The sequence below is a fragment of the Streptomyces sp. NPDC002580 genome, assembly GCF_042889485.1.
Classification (GTDB): Bacteria; Actinomycetota; Actinomycetes; order Streptomycetales; family Streptomycetaceae; genus Streptomyces.
The window spans coordinates 328,500-352,131 of the sequence record NZ_JBIAQZ010000006.1; the positions used below are offsets into that span (position 1 = coordinate 328,500).

The window sequence follows — 23,632 nt, forward strand, 5'->3', positions numbered from 1 at the left end:
CGTCGTCACGCTCCGTTTCCGTCACCGCGCTCGACACCCCGTCAGAACCCCCGGCACCAGTACCTTTTCGGCCGTGCGCGGGTCTCGCCGCGTCGGCGACGGAATGTCCGACGGGCCGACCCCGTACGCCCGACCTGCGGACTCCGGTCCGCGGGTGCCGGCCCCGCCGCGGAGTCCGGCTCCACGGGGCCGCGGCGCCGCACATCAAATCCTGTCCGAATCATTGACGCGCCCGATGGCCCTCCGTACCTTGTGGCAGCAAGCGCTTACTTGAAACGATTCATGCAGGCGAGGACGACGTGCGGGGAGGCCCTACGGTGGGGAACAACGGGAGTGTCGAGAGGCGGACGGTCCTCAAGGCCGCCGGAGCTTCGCTGGCCACGCTGGGGCTGGCCGCGGCGACCGGTTGCGGCGGGGACGGCGGAGGCGCCGGAGACGGGACCGTGACGATCCGTTACGCCTGGTGGGGCGCGGACGAGCGGGCGAAGCGGATCAATCGGTCCATCGCGCTCTTCGAGAAGAAGTATCCGAAGATCAAGGTGAAGACGGATTTCCAGGATTATGTGGCCTTCTGGGAGAAGTTCCAGACCCAGGCGGCGGGCGGAAATCCGCCGGACGTATTCCAGAACGCCGTAGGATTTCTGCGGAAGTACGACAAGCGCGGGATCCTGCTCGACCTCAAGTCCCAGATAGACGCCGGAAATCTCAGCCTGGAAAACTTCCGCGCCGGTGTGGAGAAGGTCGGTCAGGTCGACGGAAAGCAGCTCGGTATTCCCGTCGGATCCAACACCATGTCACTTGTCGTCGACGAGAAGGTGTTCGAGAAGGCCGGTGTCAAGCCTGAGCCGGGATGGACCTGGGACGAGTACTTCGCCGCGCTCAAGAAGGTTCACGACGGCCAGAAGACGCCGGGCGACACGGGCTACTTCGCCATCATGTACCTGTACGACCTCTATCTCCGGCAGAACGGCAAGGCGTTCTTCACGGAGGACGGACTCGGTTTCGACGAGGCCGATCTGACGGAGTGGTGGACGGACGGCTACAACCGCGTCAAGGCCGGCATCATCACCGATCCCAAGCGGGTCGAGCAGGACAAGCCCAAGTCCTCGCTCTCGGCCGGCCACGCCGCCTCGGAGTTCACCTGGGACAACTTCACGGTCCGTTACACGGCCGAGGGCGACAGCAGCTACGGTCTGGCGCCGATCCCGACGACCGACGGAAAGCAGACCGGCCAGTACCTCGCCTCCCTGATGCTCAGCGCCTCCGCGCGCACCAAGCACCCCAAGGAGGTCGCCCAGTTCATCGACTTCATGGTGCACGACCCCGAGGTCGGCAAGATCATGGGCTACGACCGGGGCATCCTGGCCACCACCGAGCAGTTCGAGGCCTTCAAGCCGGCCGACGCTCCCAGCAAGGCCATCGCGCAGTACGAGCAGGACGTCGCCGCGGCGGGAGTCCTCGGCACGATCACCCCGCACCCGGCCGGTGCCGACACCGTCGAATCGGCCTTCCTGCGCATCGGCGGTGACATGTCGCAGGGCACCACCAAGGTCCCCGACGCGGTGAAGCAGTTCTTCTCCGAGGCGAAGACCGCCCTCGCCGTCTGATGGGAACCGCCGTGACGCTCGTCAAGGACTCTCCGCCCGAGGTGCCGGCGGCCCGGCCCGCGGCCCCCGCCGCCGAGAGGCGGCGGGGACGCCGGGAGAATCTCGCCGGCTACCTCTTCATGTCCCCCTGGATCGCGGGCTTCCTGCTGCTGACCGCGGGCCCGATGGCCGCCTCCCTGTACTTCGCGTTCACCGACTACAACCTCTTCGCCTCACCGAAGTGGATCGGCCTGCACAACTTCACGACGATGTTCGACGATCCCCGGTGGCAGAAGTCGGTCGAGGTGACGGCCAAGTACGTGGTCATCGGCACCCCGCTCAAGCTGCTGCTGGCGCTCGGGGTGGCGCTGCTCCTCGCGCAGAGCCGCCGCGGCCAGGCCTTCTACCGGGCCGCGTTCTACGCCCCGTCGCTGATCGGCGCGAGCGTCTCGGTCGGCTTCGTCTGGCGCGCGCTGTTCTCCGACGACGCCGTCGTGGACCGCGCGCAGTCGTTCCTCGGCTTCCCCGCCGGAGGCTGGGTCGGCGACCCGGGACGGGTGCTCTACAGCCTGGTCGCGCTCACCGTCTGGCAGTTCGGCGCCCCCATGGTGATCTTCCTCGCCGGGCTCAAACAGGTGCCGAGGGAGTTGTACGAGGCGGCCGAGGTGGACGGCGCGGGACCGCTGCGGAGGTTCTGGAGCATCACCCTGCCGATGATTTCCCCGGTGCTGTTCTTCAACGTGCTCCTGGAGACCATCCACTCGTTCCAGATCTTCGGCTCGGCGTACGTGGTCTCCAACACCACCTGCGGTCCGGCCGACGCCACGCTCGTCTACACCTGCTACCTCTACCAGAAGGGCTTCAGGGAGTCCCAGATGGGCTTCGCGTCCGCCATGGCCTGGATGCTGCTGCTCGCCGTCGCCCTGGTGACGGCCGTCCTCTTCTGGTCGCAGAAGCGCTGGGTGCACTACGAGGAGGACGCCCGATGAGCGGCATCACCGGCAAGACGATCGGCTCCGGCGCCGCGAACGTCCCGGCGGCCGAGCCCGGACGCTCCCGTACCTCGGGACGCGAGCGCACCGGCTCGCTCGCCTGGCACATCGGGGCCCTGCTGGTCCTCGCGGTGGTCCTCTACCCCGTGCTCTGGGTCCTCGGCGCCTCGTTCAAGCCGAGCCGCGAGATCATCGGCAGTCTGGACCTGTTCCCGACGAGCCCGATCCTCGCCAACTTCGAGGGGCTGGCCGACGGCATCGCCGACATCTCGATCGCCACCTTCTTCCAGAACTCCCTCTTCTACGCGCTCGGTTCCGTCGTCGGCATCCTGATCTCCTGCTCGCTGACCGCGTACGCCTTCGCCAAGATCCGGTTCGCCGGCCGGAACCTGCTCTTCTCGCTGATGATCGGCACGCTGCTGCTGCCGTATCACGTGCTGCTCATCCCGCAGTACGTGATGTTCCAGAAGCTGGAGCTGGTCAACACCTATGTGCCGCTGCTGATCGGCAAGTACCTGGCCACCGAGGCGTTCTTCGTCTTCCTCATGGTGCAGTTCATGCGGAACCTGCCCCGCGAGCTGGACGAGGCGGCGCGGCTCGACGGCTGCGGGCACCTGCGGATCTACTGGTCGATCGTGCTCCCGCTGTGCCGCCCGGCCCTCATCACCAGCGCGATCTTCACCTTCATCAACGCCTGGAACGACTTCATGGGGCCGCTGATCTACCTCAACGAGCCCGGCAAGTACACGGTCTCGCTCGGCATGATGATGTTCCGCGACCAGGAGGGGGTCGCCAACTACGGCGGCATGATCGCGATGTCGCTGGTGGCGTTGCTGCCGGTGCTCCTCTTCTTCCTCGCCTTCCAGCGGTATCTGATCGACGGTATGGCCACGTCGGGATTGAAGGGCTGAGATGGCCGCCACCCAGCCGGGATCCCGGGCCGGGGCCCGCCGCACACCACGGGAGTCCGTCCTCGCCGAGAGGTTCGCCCTCTTCGCCGAGTGTCTGCTCACCGGCGTGTGGATCGCGCTGGCCTCGCTGCCCCTGGTCACCTTCCCCGCCGCGTTCGCGGCCGGCGCGCGGCACCTGCGGCGGCGTACGGCCCATGAGGGCGGTGGATGGCGGGAGTTCGTGGCCGACTTCCGGGCGTCCCTGCGCGGTGGCCGGCTCGTCGGGGCCGCCGCGTGGGCCGGGGCGGCGGTGGTCCGGGTGGACGTCCAGGCCGTACGCGCCGGAATCCCCGGTGGCCCGCTCGTCGGGGCCGTCGGGATCTTCGCGCTGATCGGGGGAGCCGTCTCCGTGCTGCGGGCGGCCGCGGTCTGGGAGCCGGGAGCCAGGTGGCGCGAGCTGCTCGCGGACGCCGGGCGCCGCAGCGTCCTCGATCCCGCCGGGTCCTTCCTGCTCGTCGCCGGGCTGGTCGTCGTGGTCTGCTCCGCCCTGCTCGCCGCGCCGTTGGCGGTACCCGTCCTCGGGGCCGTCGCGGCGGCGGCCGTCGCCGTCGAGGAACGCCGGCGGCGCCGCTGAGTCCGTCTCCCGCGGGCCGGAGCACCGAGCGTCCGGCCCCCGATCTGTCATGCCCCTGACCATCGATAGGAAAGGAAAGGCCATGTCTCGCATCCCCCGCAGGTCCCTTCTCAAGGCGGCCGCCGTCGCCGGAGCGGCGGCGCGGTTCAGCTGGGCCCTCGGCGCCACGAACGCGCAGGCCGCCCCCGGGGCCGGGGCCGCGGACCCGGGCCCGGTGACCCTGGACTGGCTGGAGGACGGCGGCCTCGGCGCCGCCCCCGGATCCACCGTCGGCGTCCCCTGGCCGAAGGGCGCGTACCGGCGGGACCAGACGTTCGCGCTCACCGACGCCGACGGCACGGCCGTCCCCGTCCAGTCCTGGCCGATCGCCCAATGGCCGGACGGATCCCTGAAGTGGACCGCCCACGCGGTGAGTTCGGACACCGGCAGGCTCACGCTGACGGCGGGGGAACCCGCCGCGCCGGAACGGAAGGTGACCGTCGACAGAAGCGGCGGCAGCATCGACGTGTCGACCGGGGTCATCACCGCGAGGATCGGCCGGAGCGGCTCCACGATCGTCAAGTCCGTGACACGCGGCACGACCGAGATAGCCAGGAACGGCCGCCTCGTCCTCATCCGGCAGCCGGAGATCGAGGACGAGGACCAGGGCGCGGAGAGGTCCGAGCGGTTCGAGAGCGCGATCTCCGCGGTGGAGGTCGAACAGGACGGTCCCGTGCGGGCGGTCGTCCGCGTCGACGGCAAGCACCGCAAGGGCGGCCGGAGCTGGCTGCCCTTCTCGGTCCGCCTGTACTTCTACGCGGGCGCCGACTCCTTCCGCATGGTGCACACGATCACCTTCGACGGAAAGCAGGAGCCGGGCAGGAGCAGCGGCGACTTCGTGCGCGGGCTGGGCGTCCGCTTCACCGTCCCGATGCGGGACGCCGCCTACGACCGGCACATCCGGATCGGCGGCGACGGCACCGGTCTGCTGCGCGAGGCGGTCAAGGGCGTGACCGGGCTGCGCCGCGACCCCGGAGCGGCCGTCCAGGCCGCCCAGTTCGCGGGGGAGAGGCTGCCCGACCCCGCCACCTGGGACCAGCGGGTCACCACCCGGCTCCAGTACATCCCCGAGTGGGGCGACTACACCCTTTCCCAGCTCTCCGCCGACGGCTTCACGCTGCGCAAGCGCACCAAGAAGGGGTACGGCTGGATCGGCGCGGGCGGTGGCCGGCGCGCGTCGGGCTTCGGCTACGTCGGCGGGCCGAGCGGCGGATTCTCCTTCGGGCTGCGGGACTTCTGGGAGAAGTTCCCCGCCCAGCTCGACATCCGCGACGCCCACACCGACGAAGCCGAGGTCACCCTCTGGCTCTGGTCGCCCGAGGCGCGGCCCATGGACCTGCGCTTCTACCACGACGGCATGGGCCAGGACACGTACGCCGAACAGCTCGAAGGCCTCAACATCACCTACGAGGACCACGAACCCGGCTTCGGTACCCCGTACGGCATCGCCCGCACCTCGGAACTCCTCTTCTGGGCCAACGAGTCGACGCCCAGTCCCGAGAAGCTCGCCGAACAGATCGACGCTGTACGTGTGTTGCCGCAGCTCGCGGCCCCGCCGAAGCAGCTGATCGGGGCGAAGGTGTTCGGGCCGGGCCTCTACGCCGAGCCCGACAGGTCCACGCCCGCCAAGGCCAAGATCGAGGACCACCTCGACTTCCTCTTCACCTACTACAAGGACCAGGTGGAGATGCGCCGTTGGTACGGCTTCTGGGACTACGGCGACATCATGCACTCGTACGACCCGGCCAGGCACCAGTGGCGCTACGACGTCGGCGGCTACGCCTGGGACAACTCCGAACTGTCGCCGGACCTCTGGCTGTGGTTCGCGTACCTGCGCAGCGGGCGCGCCGACGTCTTCCGGTTCGCCGAGGCGATGACCCGGCACACCGGCGAGGTCGACGTCTACCACCTGGGCCGGTGGGCGGGGCTCGGCACCCGCCACGGCGTCCAGCACTACGCCGACAGCGCCAAGCAGCAGCGCATCGCCAACACCACCTACCGGCGCTACTACTACTTCCTCACCGCCGACGAGCGCGTCGGCGACCTCATGCACGCCAACGTCGACTCCGACGAGACCTTCCTCGCCCTCGACCCGCTCCGCAAGATCCGCACCGAGCCGTACACACCGGACCGGCACGCGCTGTCGATCGGCTTCGGCACGGACTGGAGCGGGCTCGTCTCGGCGTGGCTGACCGAGTGGGAACGCAGGGGACCCAAGTGGGAGAAGGCCAGGGCGCGGGTGCTCTCCACGATGGAGACCATCGCCGCGCAGCCCAACGGATTCGTACAGGGCAGCGGCCTGTACGACCTGGACACCGGCCGCTTCGCCGTCGCCGCGGACCCCGTGGTCGGCGTCTCGCACCTCTCCGCGGTCTTCGGCCTGAACGAACTGTGCGCCGAGCTCATCGACCTCGTCGACATGCCCGCCTTCAAGGAGGCCTACCTCGACTACTGCCGCTACTTCAACGCCACCAAGGCCGAGCAGGCCGCCCGCTACGGCACCAACTTCGGCACCCTGCTGCTCTTCCAGGGCCACTCACGCCTCGACGCGTACGCCGCCGTCCAGACGGGCGACGCCCAGCTCGCCACCCGCGCCTGGGCGAAGTTCTACAACTCCGACGGTTACACCGAGTCCTCGCCCTGGAAGACGGAGAAGCTGAGCGGCCCGGTCACCCTGGTGCCGGGCAGCGAGGCCAACTGGGTCTACACGAACGACACGGCGCTCTACGGCCTCGCCGCCATCGAGAACCTGGCACTGCTCGGCGACCGGATGCCCTCGTGACCGGGCGCGCCCCGACGGGTCAGCGCATCCTGCCCAGCACCTCCCGCACCCGCCGCGCGTCGCGGATCCGCCGCTCGTAGGTGGCACCGACCGCGAGCAGCAACAGACCGGCGAGTGCGGGAGGCGTCCACCGGGGGAGCGCGCCCACCACCTGGACGATGTACGGGGCGAGTTCGTGCAGGACGTCCAGCACGAGCACGGTGCCGCCCAGCAGCAGCGGGGCCCGCAGCCGGTGCCGGGCACCCAGCAGGGTGACGGCCAGCGCCGCCGCGCCCAGCAGCAGCGGGCGCGGCCACTGCGCGTCGCCCCACGCCGCGAGGGGACTCGGCACGAGCGTCACGGACAGGCCCGGCGCGTACGCCGTCCACGACGACACCGCCGCGTCCCGCCGGCGCCGGAAGGCGCCCACGAACAGCGCCGGGACGGTCACCGGCAGGGTGTACGCCTCCGGGGAGCCGACGCCCCAGGCCGCCAGCCGCACCCAGGCCGCCAGGACGAACAGGGCGGCGGCCGCGTACCCGACGCCGCGCCGGTCCTCCCGTACGGCCGTGCCCGCGGCGATCACCCCGCACAGCGCCAGGACCGTGGCGAGCAGGGCCGGATCGGTGACCGTGAGCGCGATCGCGAGCAGCGCCGCGACGGCACCGGTGACCTCGATCGACACCCGCGTCGCCACCGGGTCGACGCGCGCCGCCACGAACGCGGCGACCACGGGGACGACCAGCACGAGCAGCGCCGTGTGCCGGGGCTCCAGCCCCAGGGAGGCACCCGTGGCGCAGGCGAGCGCGGTGGCGTACCCGAGGGACGCGGGCGCCGTGACCGGGCCCGGGCCGGTCCGGAGGGCGGCGGCCGCGAACAGGACGGCCAGCGCGCCGAGCACGGTCAGGGTCGCGGCCTCGGAGGCCAGCGACAGGAACGCGAGGCTGACGGAGGTGACGAGAGCGAGCACCACGGCCGTCAGCGGGGAGGGCGCCCAACGGGCGTACCCGAGCAGGGCCACCGTGGTGAGACCGTACGCGGACAGCCCGGCCGCGTAAGGGAGTTCGAGGGTCGGCGGAAGGACCAGCACCGTAGCCCACGTCAGCGTCAGCGCACCGGTCAGCGCGTGCGGACGCCACTCGGCGGCGCGGACGCCCGCCACCAGGACGGCGGCGACGAGCGCGAGGACGAGCGGCGCCGTGACCAGGTCCGAGGGCCAGGGGAGCCCGCCCGCGACCGCGTCCCGCGCGCTCGCCGGGACACCGGACCAGACCGAGCCCGCGCGGCCGACCGGCCCCAGCAGACTGATCACGACCACGGGCAGCGCCCAGGCCACGGCCAGGGCCTGCGCACAGCCGGAGGCCAGGGTGATCCCCCGGCGCAGGGGAGCGGGGAGTCCGGTCCGTACGACGGCCGACAGGGCGATGCCGCACGCCAGATGAGCGGGAACCGTCCACTCGCCGGGCAGCGACGTGCGCAGCACGCCGCCGAACGCGAGGACCGTGATCAGCCCCCCGGCCGCCGCGATACCCGTCGCCACGCCCGGCCTCGGGGCACCCCACGCCGCCGTCAGCGCGATCGACGCGGCCAGGAGGAGGAGCGCCGCCGCACGGGCGGCGGCGCTCGGACCGGTGGCCGTCCAGGACAGCCAGGCGGCGCCGAAGGTGCCCCAGGTACCGAGGCCGTACGCGCCGACGGCGGCGACGGCGCGGACGGACCTCGTGGGCACGCGCAGCGCGAGCACCGCGTCGAAGGCGGCCGTGACCAGCAGGGCCGCCGTGACGGCGTGCGCGCCCGCGGCGGCGGCCACCGCCCACAGGAACAGCGGGAACTGCGCGGCGACGACGGCGGCCGGAAGGGGCAGCCGCAGCGCCGGACGCGCGGGGGCGGTGACCTGTGGTCCGGTGCCCGCTTCCATGGGTCCGGAACCGCCCTCGGCGGAAGCGGGTCCGGCGGTCGGAGCGGTCGCCGGCGAGGTGCCCGCCTCGGCCGTCCGAGGGCCTGCAGCCCCGGACAGGGCGGCGCCCACCGCGAGCCCGTAGGCCGCCCACACGGCGGACAGCGCCGCCGAGGCGATCGCCGCGTAACCGAGACCGTCGGCGCCGGGGAAGGCGACGGCGTACAGCGCGTACGCGTCCAGGACCGTCAGCGCCAGGCCGAGCCCCGCCAGCGCCTCGGCGGTCGAGCGCAGCCCGCGCCGCAGCAGGACCACGGGCGCGCCGAGCGCGGCCAGCGTCACCGCGCCGAGCACCGAGGACCGTCCGGCGATCCCCAGGTGTCCCCAGCCGACGAGCGTGAACGCCACGGCGGCGACGGTGAGCAGGACGCCGCCGAGGAGCAGGAGGGTGTTCTGCACTCCGGGCGCCGTGCTCTCGGACCGACGGGCGGAAGCGGTGGGGCCCGCGGCGGGGACCCGCAGCGGCGGCCGGAGGGCGTGCACCAGCCAGGCGCGACGGGTGAGCAACACGGCGCGGCGCGCGTCGAGCTGCCACAGCTCGGCGTCGAGGAGCCGCAACTCCTCGGCCGGGGACGGGATCTGGGTCATACACCGGAGTGTGGTCCCGGTCACGTCATCGGTCATGAGCGCGCGTACTCACGCCGTACTCAGATCGGCGCACGGACGGGGCCGGTACATCCGGCCACCGGTGGGCAGACTCGTTCCATGGACTGGACCCACTACCGGTTTCACAGCGTGTGGGAGCTGCCCGCGCCGCCCGCGGACGTGTACCCGGTACTGGAAGACGCCGCGAACTACCCGCGCTGGTGGCCCCAGGTGCGCGAGGTGACCCCCCTCGGCGACCAGGGCGGCGTCATCCGGATCCGCTCGGTCCTGCCGTACGACATCACCGTCACCGCCCGCCCGGCCCGCCGGGACCCGGTGGCCGGCGTCCTGGAGATCGAGATGTCGGGCGACCTCGACGGCTGGGCCCGCTGGACCTTCGACGCCGCGGGCCCGGGCACCCGGGCGCGCTACGACCAGGAGGTGCGCGTACGGACGCGGCTGCTGCGACGGCTCGCCGTGCCGGGACGCCCCTTCTTCCGCGCCAACCACGCCCTGATGATGCGCGCCGGAGAGCGCGGCCTGAGGGCGCGTCTCGAAGCGGTTTGAACCCCACCCGCCGGGACCTGTATTGTTCGGTGCGTTCCCGGGCGATTAGCTCAGTGGGAGAGCGCTTCGTTCACACCGAAGAGGTCACTGGTTCGAACCCAGTATCGCCCACCCGGAGAAGACCGGTCCGTCACAGACGGACCGGTTTTTTCGTTGCCCCGCGGGCATCGTGCCCGGTCAGGCCGCCGCCGGAAGATCCGGGCGCAGGGGCCACGCCGGATCCACCGCCTCCGGCGTCCCGCTGCGCGCGAACCAGGCCTGCAGCCCGCGCGCCTGTGCCGCGTGCCACACCGCCTGGAGCGTGTGCAGCTCCGCGGGCGACAGCCGCTCCAGCCGGGCCGAGAAACGCCGCCCCACCGCACGGACCACCTCCAGCGAGGCCAGCGCGTCGGCCGCCGCGTCGTGCGCGCCCTCCAGCGCCACCTCGTAGTGCGCGCACAGGTCCGTCAGGGTGCGACGGCCCTTGCGATAGCGGTCCAGATGCTTGTCGAGGACACGGGGATCGAGCACGCGCGGTGGCGCCGACTCGAACCAGTGGTCGAGGGACGAAGCGCGATGTCTGCGCAACTCCCGGTCCAGCAACGTCAGATCGAACGGGGCGTTCATCACCACGAGCGGCCGTCCCGCCGCGGCCTGGGCGCCCAGCTCCCGGGCTATCTCCTCCATCACGGGCGACGGCCAGCGGCCGTTGCGCTGCAGATGTTCGTCCGTGAGCCCGTGGATCGCCGTCGCCCCCGCGGGCACCGGCACTCCCGGGTTCACCAGCCATCGGGTCACCCTCGGACGGGTACCGGCGGCGTCCTGGACGACGACGGCGGCCGACACGATCCTGTCGGTCTCGACGTCCACGCCCGTGGTCTCCGTGTCGAACGCGGCCAGAGGGCCCTCGTACCAGCACGTCATACGCACACAACTCCTCGTTCACCCACGGCAGCCGACGCACCGTCTTCTGCCCGTTTGGTGATACCCGGGCTGTTTGCGCCGTACGCCGCCAGGAGACAACAGAGGTACGGGTCTTTGCAGTTCAGCGACCCGTCGCGGGGATACACCAAGCCTGGAAGGCTGTTGGACTCATGGCACTCGCGCAGCCCGAACGGGGCGGGCTGCTGCCCCAGCGGACGGCACCCCATCGCGGATCGCTCGCCACCACCGCCTGCATGGAGACCTTGCAGGTGGGCTATCTGCACGCCGTCGCGGCGGCCGCGGGCTGTTCGCTGTCCCAGCCGTTTCCCGACAACGGCATCGACTGGCACGTCAGCCACAGCGCCCCCGGGCACACGGTCGACGACGAGGTCACCATCAAGGTGCAGCTCAAGTGCACCTACCAGATACCGCCCCGCCCCCAGGGGCCCGCCTTCTCCTTCACGCTCGACAACGAGCACCTGGCGAAGCTCGCGCGCACCCCGGTCTCGGTGCACAAGATCCTGGTCGTGATGCTCGTGCCCCGATCCCAGGACGACTGGCTGCGTGCCGGTCACGACCGGCTCGACCTGCGGCACTGCTGCTACTGGATCAACCTCGCCGGGCACGCCATCACGGGCCGCCGACGGACCACCGTCCGCGTCCCGACGGCCCGGATCTTCGACGACCGGGCCCTCTGCGAGATCATGACGAGGGTCGGGACGGGAGGCAGACCATGACACACCGCCCCATCGACGAGGTCCTCCGGCCGGTCAGGCCGCACCCCGCCGAAGCCGTCTGGAACGATCCGCCGAACCCCGACCAGGTCGACCCGGCCGTCCTCGGCGCACTCCTGCGGCGACACGGCTGGCAGCGCCGCGGGGGAGCGGCGGGCCGGTACGGCCGGTGGACCCCACCCGGGCCCGGGGGCGGCGGCACCAGCCTGCTGGTGCCGGAGAACCGGGCCTTCCCCGACAGCGACGACCTCCTCGGCGAGGCCCTCGTCGCCCTCGCCCGCAGCGGATCCCCGTCCGCCCGCGACGTGCTCGTCGCCCTCGCCGTGCCCAGCGACGAGATCCGCTGGTGGCGGGACGTGCCGACCGGGCCGGTGGGAGCCGCGCCCTGGACCGTGGAGGAGCAGTTGCGCGGGGCCGCCCGCCAGATGCTGCTCGCGGCCGCCCTCGCCACCCGCGCGCGGGCCGGCTACTACGGCGCCCGCCACCGCAGGTCCGCGGCGGCCTCCCTGGAGAACGTCCTGGTCGGCGCCGAACCCGGCGGCCGCCGCCTCACCGCCTTCGTGCCCGTCGCCACCGGCCGCCCGCTCGCCGTCCGCCTGCACGAGGCCCTGTGCGCCGCCCGCGAGGCGATCGACTACCAGCGGGCCACCGGCGGGATGGACGCCTTCGACGCGGCCGTCGAGGCCGGGGTCAGCCATGAACTGATGGAATCCCTGGTGGCCCTCGTCCGCGGCACCGAGGGCGCCCGGATCACCGTCGAGTGGTCGCCCGCCGAGGGCGCCCCAGAGGGCGGCGCGAACCCCGCCGAGCCCGTCGAGTTCTCGCCCGGCGACCTGCCCGTGCTGCGCGACGCCGGCGCCCGCTATCTGCGGGAGGAGCCGTCCGTGCCCGTGCGCGTCACCGGCGCCGTGGTCCGGATGCGCAGGTCGGGCCCGCGCGGGCCCGGAACGGTGAGGCTGCGGGTCCTCGCGGGCGCCGAGGTCCCGCACGTCCGGATGACCCTCGACGAGGAGGCGTACCGGATCGCGGGCCAGGCCCACCTGGTCGGACTGCCGGTGCGGGTGCACGGGCGGCTGGAGAGCCGCGGCGGCTTCCGGCGGCTCACGGACGCCTCCGGCGTCGTACCCGTACAGGTGGACGAGGCCGAGCGGGACCGGCTGATGAAGTCGCTCCAGGAGAATCTGGACTTCTTCGAGGAGGCCTGCAGCGAGGACTGAGGGAACCCCGTCCTCTAACCGTTTCGCGGAGGGGACCCCGGGCTCGGTAGGATTCGGGCATTGCCATGCCATGCCGTATGTGGTGTGGAGTCGCCTTCAGTCAGGAGAGTCCGGTGTCAGACGTCCGTGTGATCATCCAACGCGATTCCGAGCGGGAAGAGCGCGTGGTGACGACGGGCACTACTGCCGCCGACCTCTTCACCGGCGAGCGCACCGTCGTGGCCGCCCGCGTGGCCGGCGAGCTGAAGGACCTCGCGTACGAGGTGAAGGACGGCGAGGAGGTCGAGCCCGTCGAGATCTCCTCCGAGGACGGCCTGAACATCCTGCGCCACTCCGCCGCGCACGTCATGGCCCAGGCTGTGCAGGAGCTCTTCCCCGACGCCAAGCTGGGCATCGGCCCGCCGGTCAAGGACGGCTTCTACTACGACTTCGACGTCGAGAAGCCCTTCACGCCCGAGGACCTCAAGGCCGTCGAGAAGAAGATGCAGGAGATCCAGAAGCGCGGGCAGCGCTTCTCCCGCCGCGTCGTCACCGACGAGGCCGCCCGCGAGGAACTGGCCGACGAGCCGTACAAGCTGGAGCTCATCGGCATCAAGGGCTCCGCGTCCACGGACGACGGCGCGAACGTCGAGGTGGGCGGCGGCGAGCTGACCATCTACGACAACCTCGACGCCAAGACCGGCGAGCTGTGCTGGAAGGACCTCTGCCGCGGTCCCCACCTGCCCACCACCCGCAACATCCCGGCGTTCAAGCTGATGCGCAACGCCGCCGCGTACTGGCGCGGCAGCGAGAAGAACCCCATGCTCCAGCGCATCTACGGCACCGCCTGGCCCTCCAAGGAGGAGCTGAAGGCGCACCTCGACTTCCTCGTCGAGGCCGAGAAGCGCGACCACCGCAAGCTGGGCAGCGAGCTGGACCTGTTCTCCATCCCGGACCAGATCGGCTCCGGCCTCGCCGTCTTCCACCCCAAGGGCGGCATCATCCGCCGGGTCATGGAGGACTACTCGCGCCGCCGGCACGAGGAAGAGGGCTACGAGTTCGTCTACACCCCCCACGCCACCAAGGGGAAGCTCTTCGAGACCTCGGGCCACCTGGACTGGTACGCCGACGGCATGTACCCGCCCATGCAGCTCGACGAGGGCGTGGACTACTACCTCAAGCCCATGAACTGCCCGATGCACAACCTGATCTTCGACGCGCGCGGCCGTTCGTACCGTGAACTGCCCCTGCGCCTCTTCGAGTTCGGCACCGTGTACCGGTACGAGAAGTCGGGCGTCGTGCACGGCCTGACCCGTGCCCGTGGCTTCACCCAGGACGACGCGCACATCTACTGCACCAAGGAGCAGATGGCGGACGAGCTCGACAAGACGCTCACCTTCGTCCTCGGCCTGCTCCGCGACTACGGCCTCACCGACTTCTACCTGGAGCTGTCCACCAAGGACCCGGAGAAGTTCGTCGGCTCGGACGAGATCTGGGAGGAGGCCACCGAGACGCTCCGCCAGGTCGCCGAGAAGCAGGGCCTCCCGCTCGTCCCGGACCCGGGCGGCGCCGCCTTCTACGGCCCGAAGATCTCCGTGCAGACGAAGGACGCCATCGGCCGCACCTGGCAGATGTCGACCGTGCAGCTCGACTTCAACCTGCCCGAGCGCTTCGACCTGGAGTACACCGGTCCCGACGGCACCAAGCAGCGCCCGGTCATGATCCACCGCGCGCTCTTCGGCTCCATCGAGCGGTTCTTCGCCGTACTCCTGGAGCACTACGCGGGCGCGTTCCCGGCGTGGCTGGCGCCCGTCCAGGCGATCGGCATCCCGATCGGCGACGCGCACGTGGAGTACCTCCAGAAGTTCGCCGCCGAGGCGAAGCGGAAGGGCCTGCGCGTCGAGGTCGACGCGTCGTCGGACCGCATGCAGAAGAAGATCCGCAACGCGCAGAAGCAGAAGGTGCCCTTCATGGTCATCGCGGGGGACGAGGACATGGCGGCCGGCGCCGTCTCCTTCCGCTATCGCGACGGCTCCCAGGAGAACGGCATCCCGCTCGACGAGGCCATCGCCAAGATCGCTAAGGTCGTCGAGGAGCGTACGCAGATCTGATCCGGCAGCGCTCATGCGACGAGAAGCCCCCGGGAAGCTCAGCTTCCCGGGGGCTTCTCGTCGCCCTCGCGGGAGAACACCTGCAGCAGCCACGAGGAGAACGACCCCGTCACCGCGCCCAGCAGCGCCAGGCCGCACATCATCATGGCGACCGCGATCGTGCGTCCCTTGGGCGTCACCGGTGTCACGTCCCCGTAGCCGACCGTCGCGAGGGTGGACGCGGCCCACCACACCGAGTCCCCGAAGGTGACGATCGTCGCGTGCGGCGCCCTGTACTCGGCCTGGTAGACGGCCAGGGCACCAGAGAAGCCGAGCAGCAGGACCGCGATGCCCGCGTAGAACATCACCCGCGCGTACAGCGGGAGCCGGGGCTCCCCGCGGCGCCGCAGGACGGCGTCGTAGAGCTTGACGACCCGCAGCGGCCGCAGGAGCGGCAGGACGAGCACCACGGTGTCCAGCAGGTGGCGGTGGACGAACCCGACGCCCTGTCCGCTGAGCCGCCAGAGCACCAGGTAGTCGAAGAGGAACGCCGCCCAGGTGACCGCGATCACCGTGAGGCAGACATCCCGCCCTCCCTGGGGCAGGCCGTGCGCCAGCACATGGATCGCGTACGCGGCGAGGAAGAGCAGCGACGCGGCTCCCAGTGGTACCTCGGTGCGCCGCTCCCAGCGGGCCGTCGGGCTGTCGTCGTCCATGGCCTCAGCTTCGCCGCAGGCGCCTTTCGGCGGCACCCGCCGACACGCCGCGAACGGGCGAAGCAATATGCTGCAACACATGACGAGTGAGCCGGAGCAGCAGATCGGAGTGGGAACGCAGGACGCGTTCCAGCGCCTTTGGACGCCCCATCGGATGGCCTACATCCAGGGCGAGAACAAGCCCACCGGCCCGGGGGCCGACGACGGTTGTCCCTTCTGCTCGATCCCGGCCAAGTCCGACGAGGACGGTCTGATCGTCAGGCGCGGGGAGCAGGTCTACGCGGTGCTCAACCTGTACCCGTACAACGGCGGGCACCTCATGGTCGTGCCCTACCGCCACGTCGCCGACTACACGGACCTCACCGGGCCGGAGACGGCCGAACTCGGTGAGCTGACCAAGCAGGCCATGACCGCCCTGCGCACCGCCTCGGGCGCCCACGGATTCAACATCGGCATGAACCAGGGCACCGTCGCCGGCGCGGGCATCGCCGCCCATCTGCACCAGCACATCGTTCCCCGCTGGGGCGGCGACACCAACTTCATGCCGGTCGTCGGTCATACGAAGGTCCTGCCGCAACTCCTCGCGGACACCCGCGAGATGCTGGCGGAAGCCTGGCCCACCGCTTAGATCCGGTCAGGATCCGGGCGGAAGGGGCGGCCCCGGGCGGAGTCGCCCGGGGGTCGTGCCGCGGAGGCGGAGGCGGGCTCCGGGCGACTCCGCCCGGCGCGGGGCGCCCCTCCTCCCGCGGGCCTACGCGTCGTACAGGTCGGCCTTGCGCGGCATGGGGTCCTGCACCGCCGTGCTGAGGAAGGCCGAGCGGTTGCCGAACTTCTCCGTGTCCACGCCGTTCTCCTCGAGGACCTTGATCGCCGCCGCGTGGACCACGCGCAGCACCGGCGTCGCGGCGCGCAGCGCGTCGTCCGCCATGAAACGGTGCCGCCAGGGCTGATCGGCCCAGGCGTGCCGCAGTCCGAAGGGCTCGGGCAGCGTCAGACTCCCGCCGAGCCAGTTCAGGAGCGGCGGGTACCAGGTCAGGGGCGCCCGCGCGGTCAGCCGTACGACCTCGTCCGTGGTGACCAGCGGCAGGCTCACCTTGCGGGTCTCCCAGAACTTGACGGCCTTCGCGACCTCCTTGGTCGGCGCCTCCGGCTTGGTGGTGAACAGCGAGTTCACCGGCCCCAGCGCGTGCCCGGTCACCTCGATGCGCAACGTCTGGTGCAGCACGGTCACCGTGATCATCATCGTGATGATCAACTGGCCGTCCCAGAGCGTCCACTGGACTCCGAGATAGTGCCGGTCGCCGCTGCCGAACTGCTGCTTGTTGCAGATGTCCTGGATCGCGTGCGTCCGGACCGTGTACGCGTCCACGTCGGTGCCGCCTGGCCGGGACACCGCCTTCGCGTTCTCGCCGATCGGCGTGACGACCCAGTGCTTGATCGAAGGCGCGGGAAAACCACCGGTGTTGAGCGGACCGCGCTCCAGCATCCGCAGCTGGTCGTGAATGCTGCGGATGACGTCCCAGCTGCGGAACGGGTGGATCTCCTTGCCCGCGTCCTTCGACTCCAGGTCCTCGGCGAGCTGCCAGCTGCCCCAGCGGGTGCCCATGCCGAGCACGCCCTTGGGGCCCGCGTAGAAGACCGAGTTGGACCCCTGCTCCGCGGTGAGCCGGGCGAGGGCCTGACGCAGCCGCTCGGCCGCCGTCTCGCCGGGGCTGCCGGGCACCGCCCCGGGCACCTTGGCGCCGACGCCGCCGCCGGACAGCATGCTGTCCCAGCGCGCCCGCAGATCCTTGGCCGTGCGCTCGCAGATCTGCCTCGCCCACAGCCAGCCGACGACGGGGAGGACCACGGAGGCGCGCGCGTACCAGGCCCAGAAGCCGGTGAACGGCATACGGAGGAGGAACAGGACGGCCAGCGCGCCGACGGCGACCAGGAGCGTGGTGCCGAGCGCGGAGGCCCGCTTGTCCTCGCGCTTGGCGATCTGCGTACGGATCTGGAAGACCAGCAGCCACACCAGGAGTCCGGGCAGGAACAGCAGCCCGCAGAGCACCATGACGGCCGACAGCCAGTTGTCCCTGTCCCGGCGGATGTTGGTCGCCGCCAGGCAGTGCTCCACCACGACCTGCGGTTCGGTGCCGAAGGACTGGATGAGCGGTTTGCGGTCGGCGCCCAGCATGCGGGCCGTGACCGCGCCCGCGAAGGCCTCGCCCAGATTCGGCGCGAACAGCTTGACCTTCCCGGCCTTGACCGTCGACTGGTGCCACTCGTTGTCGGCCTTGAGGATCTCCTCCACCGGACTGTCGCGGTACGCCGCCGAGGCCAGGGCGTAGGTCGCCGCCGTCTGCCCCGCGGCCCCCGTGAGCGGCACCTGCGCCCCGGGAGTGAAATCGAAACCGTCGAACGCCACTTCCGCCCCCATCGCCGCCGCACCCGCTCCTGCGGCTTTCCCGACTTCCCTGCCCCGCACACCTGTTGATCAGGTCATCGTCTTGATCAGGTTCTCAGCGTAACGGTCGTGGCCGACATTCGTCGGCGGACGGCGGAAGCCGCCCGCCGACGGACGAAACCCCCAACCCTCAGATACCCGACTCCTGTTCGCGCAGGCGTTCGGCGACCTGCTGCGGCATGGGCTCGTGCCGCGCGTAGTGCCGGTCGAACCGCGCGGTGCCGTGCGAGACGGACCGCAGGTCCACGGCGTACCTCCCGATCTCGATCTCCGGCACCTCGGCCCGTACGAGGGTGCGCCCGCCGCCCGCCTGCTCGGTGCCGACGACCCGGCCGCGGCGCCCCGACAGGTCGCTCATCACCGCGCCCACGTAGTCGTCGCCGACCAGGACGCTCACCTCGGCCACCGGTTCCAGGAGATGGATCCTGGCCTCGCGCGCCGCTTCGCGCAGCGCGAGCGCGCCCGCCGTCTGGAACGCGGCGTCGGAGGAGTCCACCGAGTGCGCCTTGCCGTCGGTCAGCGTGACCCGTACGTCGATGAGCGGATAGCCCGCGGCCACGCCCTTGGCCGCCTGGGCGCGCACGCCCTTCTCGACGGACGGGATGAACTGCCGCGGCACGGCGCCGCCGACGACCTTGTCCACGAACTCGATGCCCGAGCCGCCGGGCAGCGGTTCGACCTCGATCGCGCAGATCGCGAACTGGCCGTGCCCGCCGGACTGTTTGACATGCCGTCCGCGCCCGGTGGAAGGGGCGGCGAACGTCTCCCGCAGGGAGACCTTGTGCGGGACCACGTCGACCTGCACGCCGTACCGGTTGCGCAGCCGTTCCAGGGCGACGTCCGCGTGGGCCTCGCCGAGGCACCACAGGACGACCTGGTGCGTGTGCGGATTCTGTTCCAGGCGCATCGTGGGGTCCTCGGCGACCAGCCGGCCGAGTCCCTGGGAGAGCTTGTCCTCGTCCGCCTTGCTGTGCGCCTCGATGGCGAGGGGGAGCAGCGGGTCGGGCATCCGCCACGGCTCCATGAGCAGCGGGTTGCCCTTGGCCGACAGCGTGTCCCCCGTCTCGGCGCGGTTCAGTTTCGCCACGCAGGCGAGGTCGCCCGCGATGCAGTGCGTCAGGGCGCGCTGCTGCTTGCCGAAGGGCGCGGACAGGGCGCCGATCCGCTCGTCGACGTCGTGGTCCTCGTGCCCGCGGTCGGTCAGACCGTGCCCCGAGACGTGCACGGTCTCGTCCGGGCGCAGGGTTCCGGAGAAGACCCGGACGAGGGACACCCGGCCCACGTACGGGTCGGACGCGGTCTTCACCACCTCCGCGACCAGCGGTCCGTCCGGATCGCAGGCCTTCACCTCGCGGGCGGCGCCGTCCGGCGTGGTCACCGTGGGCGCCGGGCGTTCCAGCGGTGTCGGGAAGCCGCCGGTGACGAGTTCGAGGAGCTCGACCGTGCCGAGTCCCTGCCGGGCGCCCTCGGCGGCCGGGGCCGCGGCCAGCACCGGGAAGAAGCTCCCGCGGGCCACGGCCTGCTCCAGGTCCTTCACGAGGGTCGTGAGATCGATCTCCTCGCCGCCGAGGTAGCGGTCCATGAGCGTCTCGTCCTCGCTCTCGGCGATGATCCCCTCGATCAGCCGGTTGCGGGCCGCCTCGATGAGCGGCCGCTGCCCGGGTCCCGGTTCCGACTCCTCGCGTTCCCCCGAGGAGTAGTCGAACAGCCGCCGGGTCAGCAGCCCGATCAGGCCGGTCACGGGCGCGTGCCCGTCCGGTGCCTCGGGGCCGTGCAGCGGCAGGTACAGCGGGAGCACGGCGTCGGGGTCGTCCCCGCCGAACGCCTCCGCGCAGATCCGGGTCATCTCCTCGAAGTCCGCCCGGGCCGATTCGAGGTGGGTGACCACGATGGCCCGGGGCATGCCCACGGCCGCGCACTCCTCCCACACCATCCGGGTCGAGCCGTCCACCCCGTCCGACGCCGAGACGACGAAGAGGGCCGCGTCCGCCGCTCGCAGACCGGCCCTCAACTCCCCGACGAAATCGGCGTATCCGGGGGTGTCCAAGATATTGATCTTGTACCCGTCCCAGTCGACGGGTACCAGGGAGAGCTGCACCGACCGCTGCTGCCGGTGTTCGATCTCGTCGTAGTCCGAGACGGTGCCGCCGTCCTCCACGCGGCCCGCCCGGTTCACCGCTCCCGCCGTCAGCGCGAGAGCCTCCACCAACGTCGTCTTGCCCGATCCGCTGTGGCCGACCAGCACCACATTCCGTACGGACGCGGGGTGGTCGGCCGCCGTAGCCCTGCCGGCGGCTCCGGGGTGTGTGTTCGCCTTGTCGCCCATGGCCTTGCCTCCCGTGCACGGTGAGGTCTCTGTGGGCGCGGACGTGCGGAGGCCGCGTGCGATGGCGGCTCCGGTGGCGCCCGCGGTGCCTTCGAGCTTGGCACTCGCGTCACGGTGCGTCCATACAGGGGACGCGATCGCGCCGTGACACCGACGGCGTCCCGTCGTGACACGGGGCTCGGGTGCCCGGACATCGCACAAGCGCACGCGTGGCTACGATGGGGCGGCCGACGGCCAGCAGGGGCCGCCCGGCGACACCGACCCTCGGGAAGGCCATGCTGAACAAGTACGCGCGTGCATTCTTCACGCGTGTCCTCACACCGTTCGCCGCGTTTCTCATCCGCAGGGGGGTGAGCCCCGACACCGTCACCCTCCTGGGCACGGCCGGAGTCATGGCGGGCGCGCTGGTCTTCTACCCCCGGGGAGAGTTCTTCTGGGGCACGATCGTCATCACGCTCTTCGTCTTCTCCGACCTGGTCGACGGGAACATGGCGCGCCAGCTCGGCCGCACCAGTCGCTGGGGCGCGTTCCTGGACTCCACGCTCGACCGGGTCGCGGACGGCGCGATCTTCGGCGGACTCGCCCTCTGGTACGCGGGCAACGGCGACGACAACGCCCTGTGCGCCGTCTCGATCTTCTGCCTCGCCAGCGGCCAGGTGGTCTCCTACACCAAGGCGCGCGGTGAGTCGATCGGCCTGCCGGTCGCCGTCAACGGACTCGTCGAGCGTGCCGAGCGACTGGTGATCTCACTGGTGGCGGCCGGTCTCTCGGGACTGCACGCGTTCGGCGTGCCCGGCGTCCAGGTGCTGCTGCCCGTCGCGCTGTGGATCGTCGCCGTCGGCAGCCTCGTCACGCTGATCCAGCGCGTCGTCACCGTCCGCCGGGAGTCCGCCGAGGCGGACGCCGCGACCGGTTCCCAGAGCAGCGGGGCCGCCTCGTGACGAGCCTCGGGGACCGGCTGGTCGACGGTGCCTACGCGCTCGGCTGGAGCACGGTCAAGAGGCTCCCCGAGCCGGTCGCCGTACGCCTCGGCCGCACGCTCGCCGACATCGCCTGGAAGAAGCGGGGCAAGGGCGTGCAGCGGCTGGAGAGCAACTACGCGCGCGTGGTGCCGGACGCGACACCCGAGCGGCTCGCCGAGCTCTCCAGGGCCGGCATGCGCTCGTACCTGCGCTACTGGATGGAGTCGTTCCGGCTTCCCGCGTGGAGCGAGGAGCGGGTGAGGAACGGGTTCGAGGCGAAGGACGTGCATCACCTCACCGACAGCCTCGCCTCCGGCCGCGGTGTCGTCCTGGCGCTTCCGCACATGGCGAACTGGGATCTCGCGGGCGCCTGGGTCACCACCGGGCTGAAGACGCCGTTCACGACCGTCGCCGAGCGCCTCAAGCCCGAATCGCTGTACGACCGTTTCGTCGCCTACCGCGAGGGCCTCGGCATGGAGGTGCTGCCGCACAGCGGCGGCACCGCGTTCGGCACGCTGGCCCGGCGCCTGCGCGACGGGGGCCTGGTCTGCCTGGTCGCCGAACGGGACCTGTCGGCGTCGGGCGTCGAGGTGGAGTTCTTCGGAGAGGCGACCCGGATGCCCGCCGGTCCGGCCCTGCTCGCCCAGCAGACCGGCGCCATACTCCTGCCCGTGACCCTCTGGTACGACGACTCGCCCGTGATGCGCGGCCGGATCCATCCGCCCGTCGAGGTCCCCGAGTCGGGCACCCGCACCGAGAAGACGTCTGTCATGACACAGGCGCTGGCCGACGCCTTCGCCTCGGGCATCGCCGACCACCCGGAGGACTGGCACATGTTGCAGCGGCTGTGGCTCAAGGATCTCGAACCCGGGAAGGCTCCCCAGGAGTCGACCGCGCGCCGTCCCGAGCAGACGAACACCGAGCATCCCGAGAAGGGGACCCCGTGAGGATCGGCATCGTCTGCCCGTACTCCTGGGACGTCCCGGGCGGCGTCCAGTTCCACATCCGCGACCTGGCCGAGCACCTGATCGGCCTGGGGCACGAGGTCTCCGTCCTCGCCCCCGCGGACGACGACACGCCGCTGCCGCCGTACGTCGTCTCGGCGGGCCGCGCGGTCCCGGTGCCGTACAACGGCTCCGTGGCGCGGCTGAACTTCGGCTTCCTCTCGGCGGCCCGGGTACGGCGCTGGCTGCACGACGGCACCTTCGACGTGGTCCACATCCACGAGCCGTCCTCGCCGTCGCTCGGCCTGCTGACCTGCTGGGCGGCGCAGGGCCCGATCGTCGCGACCTTCCACACCTCGAACCCGCGCTCGCGGGCGATGGTGGCCGCGTACTCGATCCTCCAGGCAGCCCTGGAGAAGATCAGCGCCCGGATCGCCGTGAGCGAGTACGCCCGGCGCACGCTCGTCGAGCACCTGGGCGGCGACGCCGTCGTCATCCCGAACGGCGTCGACGTCGACTTCTTCGCGCGTGCCAAGCCCAAGCCCGAGTGGCAGGGCGACACCATCGGTTTCATCGGCCGCATCGACGAACCCCGCAAGGGCCTGCCGGTGCTCATGAAGGCCCTGCCGAAGATCCTCGCCGAGCGTCCGCAGACGCGACTGCTGGTCGCCGGACGCGGCGACGAGAAGGAGGCCGTCCAGTCGCTGCCGGCCGAGATGCGCTCGAGCGTCGAGTTCCTCGGCATGATCAGCGACGAGGACAAGGCCCGCTTCCTGCGCAGCGTCGACCTCTACGTGGCCCCCAACACGGGCGGCGAGAGCTTCGGGATCATCCTGGTCGAGGCGATGTCCGCCGGAGCGCCCGTCCTCGCCGCCGATCTCGACGCGTTCGCCCAGGTCCTCGACCAGGGCGCGGCGGGTGAGCTGTTCACCAACGAGGACGCGGGTGCCCTGGCCACCGCCGCGGTGCGCCTGCTCGGCGACCCGGAGCGCCGGGCCGAACTGCGTGAGCGGGGCAGCGCCCATGTGCGGCGCTTCGACTGGTCGACGGTCGGCGCGGACATCCTGGCGGTGTACGAGACGGTGACGGACGGCGCGGCCGCGGTCGCCACCGACGAGCGCACCGGCCTGCGGGCCCGCTTCGGCCTGGCCCGGGACTGAGACACCGGGGCGGACACGAGGGCCCGGGTCACCTCGCGAACGCCTGGCCCGGGCGGAGCCCCCCGGCTCTGTGGCGGGTGCGCGGTCACCCGGGCTTCGTCGCGGGTACGCGAACAGCGAGCGGCCCGACCGGACCTCACGGGT

General features: G+C 71.3%; 18 protein-coding genes and 1 tRNA gene. 14 read left to right on the forward strand and 5 right to left on the reverse strand.

Annotated elements, in window-relative coordinates:
* The first annotated feature begins 317 nt into the window (after positions 1-317).
* The 5 genes from ACFYW7_RS20760 (at position 318) to ACFYW7_RS20780 (ending at position 6,923) form a co-directional block, all read left to right on the forward strand.
* Positions 318-1,607: an ABC transporter substrate-binding protein gene (locus ACFYW7_RS20760; protein ID WP_389504303.1), complete on the forward strand. Its 1,290-nt coding sequence runs from the start codon at positions 318-320 to the stop codon at positions 1,605-1,607.
* Positions 1,607-2,575, forward strand: coding sequence for a carbohydrate ABC transporter permease (locus ACFYW7_RS20765; protein WP_389504305.1), 969 nt, complete (start codon positions 1,607-1,609; stop codon positions 2,573-2,575). Before ACFYW7_RS20760 ends, ACFYW7_RS20765 begins: the two co-directional genes overlap by 1 nt.
* Positions 2,572-3,489 (forward strand): carbohydrate ABC transporter permease, encoded by a 918-nt coding sequence (locus tag ACFYW7_RS20770; RefSeq protein ID WP_389504307.1) that lies wholly within the window; start codon positions 2,572-2,574, stop codon positions 3,487-3,489. Before ACFYW7_RS20765 ends, ACFYW7_RS20770 begins: the two co-directional genes overlap by 4 nt.
* Position 3,490: 1 nt before the next feature.
* On the forward strand, positions 3,491-4,102 hold the full coding sequence (locus tag ACFYW7_RS20775) for a hypothetical protein (protein ID WP_389504309.1): 612 nt from the start codon (positions 3,491-3,493) through the stop codon (positions 4,100-4,102).
* Positions 4,103-4,184: 82 nt separating this feature from the next.
* Positions 4,185-6,923 (forward strand): Tat pathway signal sequence domain protein, encoded by a 2,739-nt coding sequence (locus tag ACFYW7_RS20780; protein ID WP_389504311.1) that lies wholly within the window; start codon positions 4,185-4,187, stop codon positions 6,921-6,923.
* Positions 6,924-6,942: 19 nt separating this feature from the next.
* On the opposite strand, the gene ACFYW7_RS20785 is transcribed toward ACFYW7_RS20780, so the two are convergent.
* On the reverse strand, positions 6,943-9,447 hold the full coding sequence (locus ACFYW7_RS20785; protein ID WP_389504313.1) for an SCO7613 C-terminal domain-containing membrane protein: 2,505 nt from the start codon (positions 9,445-9,447) through the stop codon (positions 6,943-6,945).
* Between the two features lie 117 nt (positions 9,448-9,564).
* Here ACFYW7_RS20785 and ACFYW7_RS20790 point away from each other — a divergent pair, with 117 nt between their 5' ends.
* Both ACFYW7_RS20790 and ACFYW7_RS20795 read left to right on the forward strand, forming a co-directional pair.
* Positions 9,565-10,011, forward strand: a complete 447-nt coding sequence (locus ACFYW7_RS20790; protein ID WP_389504315.1) for an SRPBCC family protein — start codon at positions 9,565-9,567, stop codon at positions 10,009-10,011.
* Positions 10,012-10,050: 39 nt separating this feature from the next.
* Positions 10,051-10,122: transfer RNA gene (locus ACFYW7_RS20795), tRNA-Val, on the forward strand.
* A 66-nt stretch (positions 10,123-10,188) separates the two neighbouring features.
* Here the strand turns inward: ACFYW7_RS20795 and ACFYW7_RS20800 are convergent.
* The gene (locus ACFYW7_RS20800) at positions 10,189-10,914 is read right to left on the reverse strand and encodes a 3'-5' exonuclease (RefSeq protein WP_389504317.1); all 726 of its coding nucleotides are present in this window, start codon (positions 10,912-10,914) and stop codon (positions 10,189-10,191) included.
* A 170-nt stretch (positions 10,915-11,084) separates the two neighbouring features.
* Between ACFYW7_RS20800 and ACFYW7_RS20805 the strand changes: the two genes are divergently transcribed.
* The 3 genes from ACFYW7_RS20805 (at position 11,085) to thrS (ending at position 14,955) form a co-directional block, all read left to right on the forward strand.
* On the forward strand, positions 11,085-11,651 hold the full coding sequence (locus ACFYW7_RS20805; RefSeq protein WP_389504319.1) for a DUF4365 domain-containing protein: 567 nt from the start codon (positions 11,085-11,087) through the stop codon (positions 11,649-11,651).
* Positions 11,648-12,865, forward strand: coding sequence for a hypothetical protein (locus ACFYW7_RS20810; protein WP_389504321.1), 1,218 nt, complete (start codon positions 11,648-11,650; stop codon positions 12,863-12,865). The genes ACFYW7_RS20805 and ACFYW7_RS20810 overlap by 4 nt, the downstream gene beginning before the upstream one ends.
* A 113-nt stretch (positions 12,866-12,978) precedes the next feature.
* Entirely contained in the window at positions 12,979-14,955 is a 1,977-nt protein-coding gene (thrS, locus tag ACFYW7_RS20815; RefSeq protein WP_389504323.1) for a threonine--tRNA ligase, read from the forward strand.
* 38 nt (positions 14,956-14,993) lie between these two features.
* Here the strand turns inward: thrS and ACFYW7_RS20820 are convergent, their stop codons facing one another.
* A complete protein-coding gene (locus tag ACFYW7_RS20820; protein ID WP_389504325.1) occupies positions 14,994-15,650 on the reverse strand; it encodes a potassium channel family protein in 657 nt (218 codons plus the stop codon).
* A 67-nt stretch (positions 15,651-15,717) separates the two neighbouring features.
* Here ACFYW7_RS20820 and ACFYW7_RS20825 point away from each other — a divergent pair, with 67 nt between their 5' ends.
* A complete protein-coding gene (locus ACFYW7_RS20825; RefSeq protein ID WP_389504327.1) occupies positions 15,718-16,278 on the forward strand; it encodes an HIT family protein in 561 nt (186 codons plus the stop codon).
* A gap of 123 nt (positions 16,279-16,401) precedes the next feature.
* On the opposite strand, the gene ACFYW7_RS20830 is transcribed toward ACFYW7_RS20825, so the two are convergent.
* Both ACFYW7_RS20830 and ACFYW7_RS20835 read right to left on the reverse strand, forming a co-directional pair.
* Entirely contained in the window at positions 16,402-18,069 is a 1,668-nt protein-coding gene (locus ACFYW7_RS20830; RefSeq protein WP_389504329.1) for a hypothetical protein, read from the reverse strand.
* 157 nt (positions 18,070-18,226) lie between these two features.
* Positions 18,227-20,422 carry an elongation factor G-like protein EF-G2 gene (locus ACFYW7_RS20835; protein ID WP_389504331.1) on the reverse strand — a complete coding sequence of 732 codons (2,196 nt, stop codon included), beginning with the start codon at positions 20,420-20,422 and terminating at the stop codon, positions 18,227-18,229.
* Positions 20,423-20,640: 218 nt separating this feature from the next.
* Between ACFYW7_RS20835 and pgsA the strand changes: the two genes are divergently transcribed.
* From pgsA to ACFYW7_RS20850, 3 genes are read left to right on the forward strand one after another with little or no spacing between them, the layout of a single operon-like run.
* The gene (gene pgsA, locus ACFYW7_RS20840; protein ID WP_389504654.1) at positions 20,641-21,363 is read left to right on the forward strand and encodes a phosphatidylinositol phosphate synthase; all 723 of its coding nucleotides are present in this window, start codon (positions 20,641-20,643) and stop codon (positions 21,361-21,363) included.
* Positions 21,360-22,331 carry a phosphatidylinositol mannoside acyltransferase gene (locus tag ACFYW7_RS20845; protein WP_389504333.1) on the forward strand — a complete coding sequence of 324 codons (972 nt, stop codon included), beginning with the start codon at positions 21,360-21,362 and terminating at the stop codon, positions 22,329-22,331. Before pgsA ends, ACFYW7_RS20845 begins: the two co-directional genes overlap by 4 nt.
* A complete protein-coding gene (locus ACFYW7_RS20850) occupies positions 22,328-23,488 on the forward strand; it encodes a glycosyltransferase family 4 protein (protein WP_389504336.1) in 1,161 nt (386 codons plus the stop codon). The genes ACFYW7_RS20845 and ACFYW7_RS20850 overlap by 4 nt, the downstream gene beginning before the upstream one ends.
* Positions 23,489-23,632 lie beyond the last annotated feature (144 nt).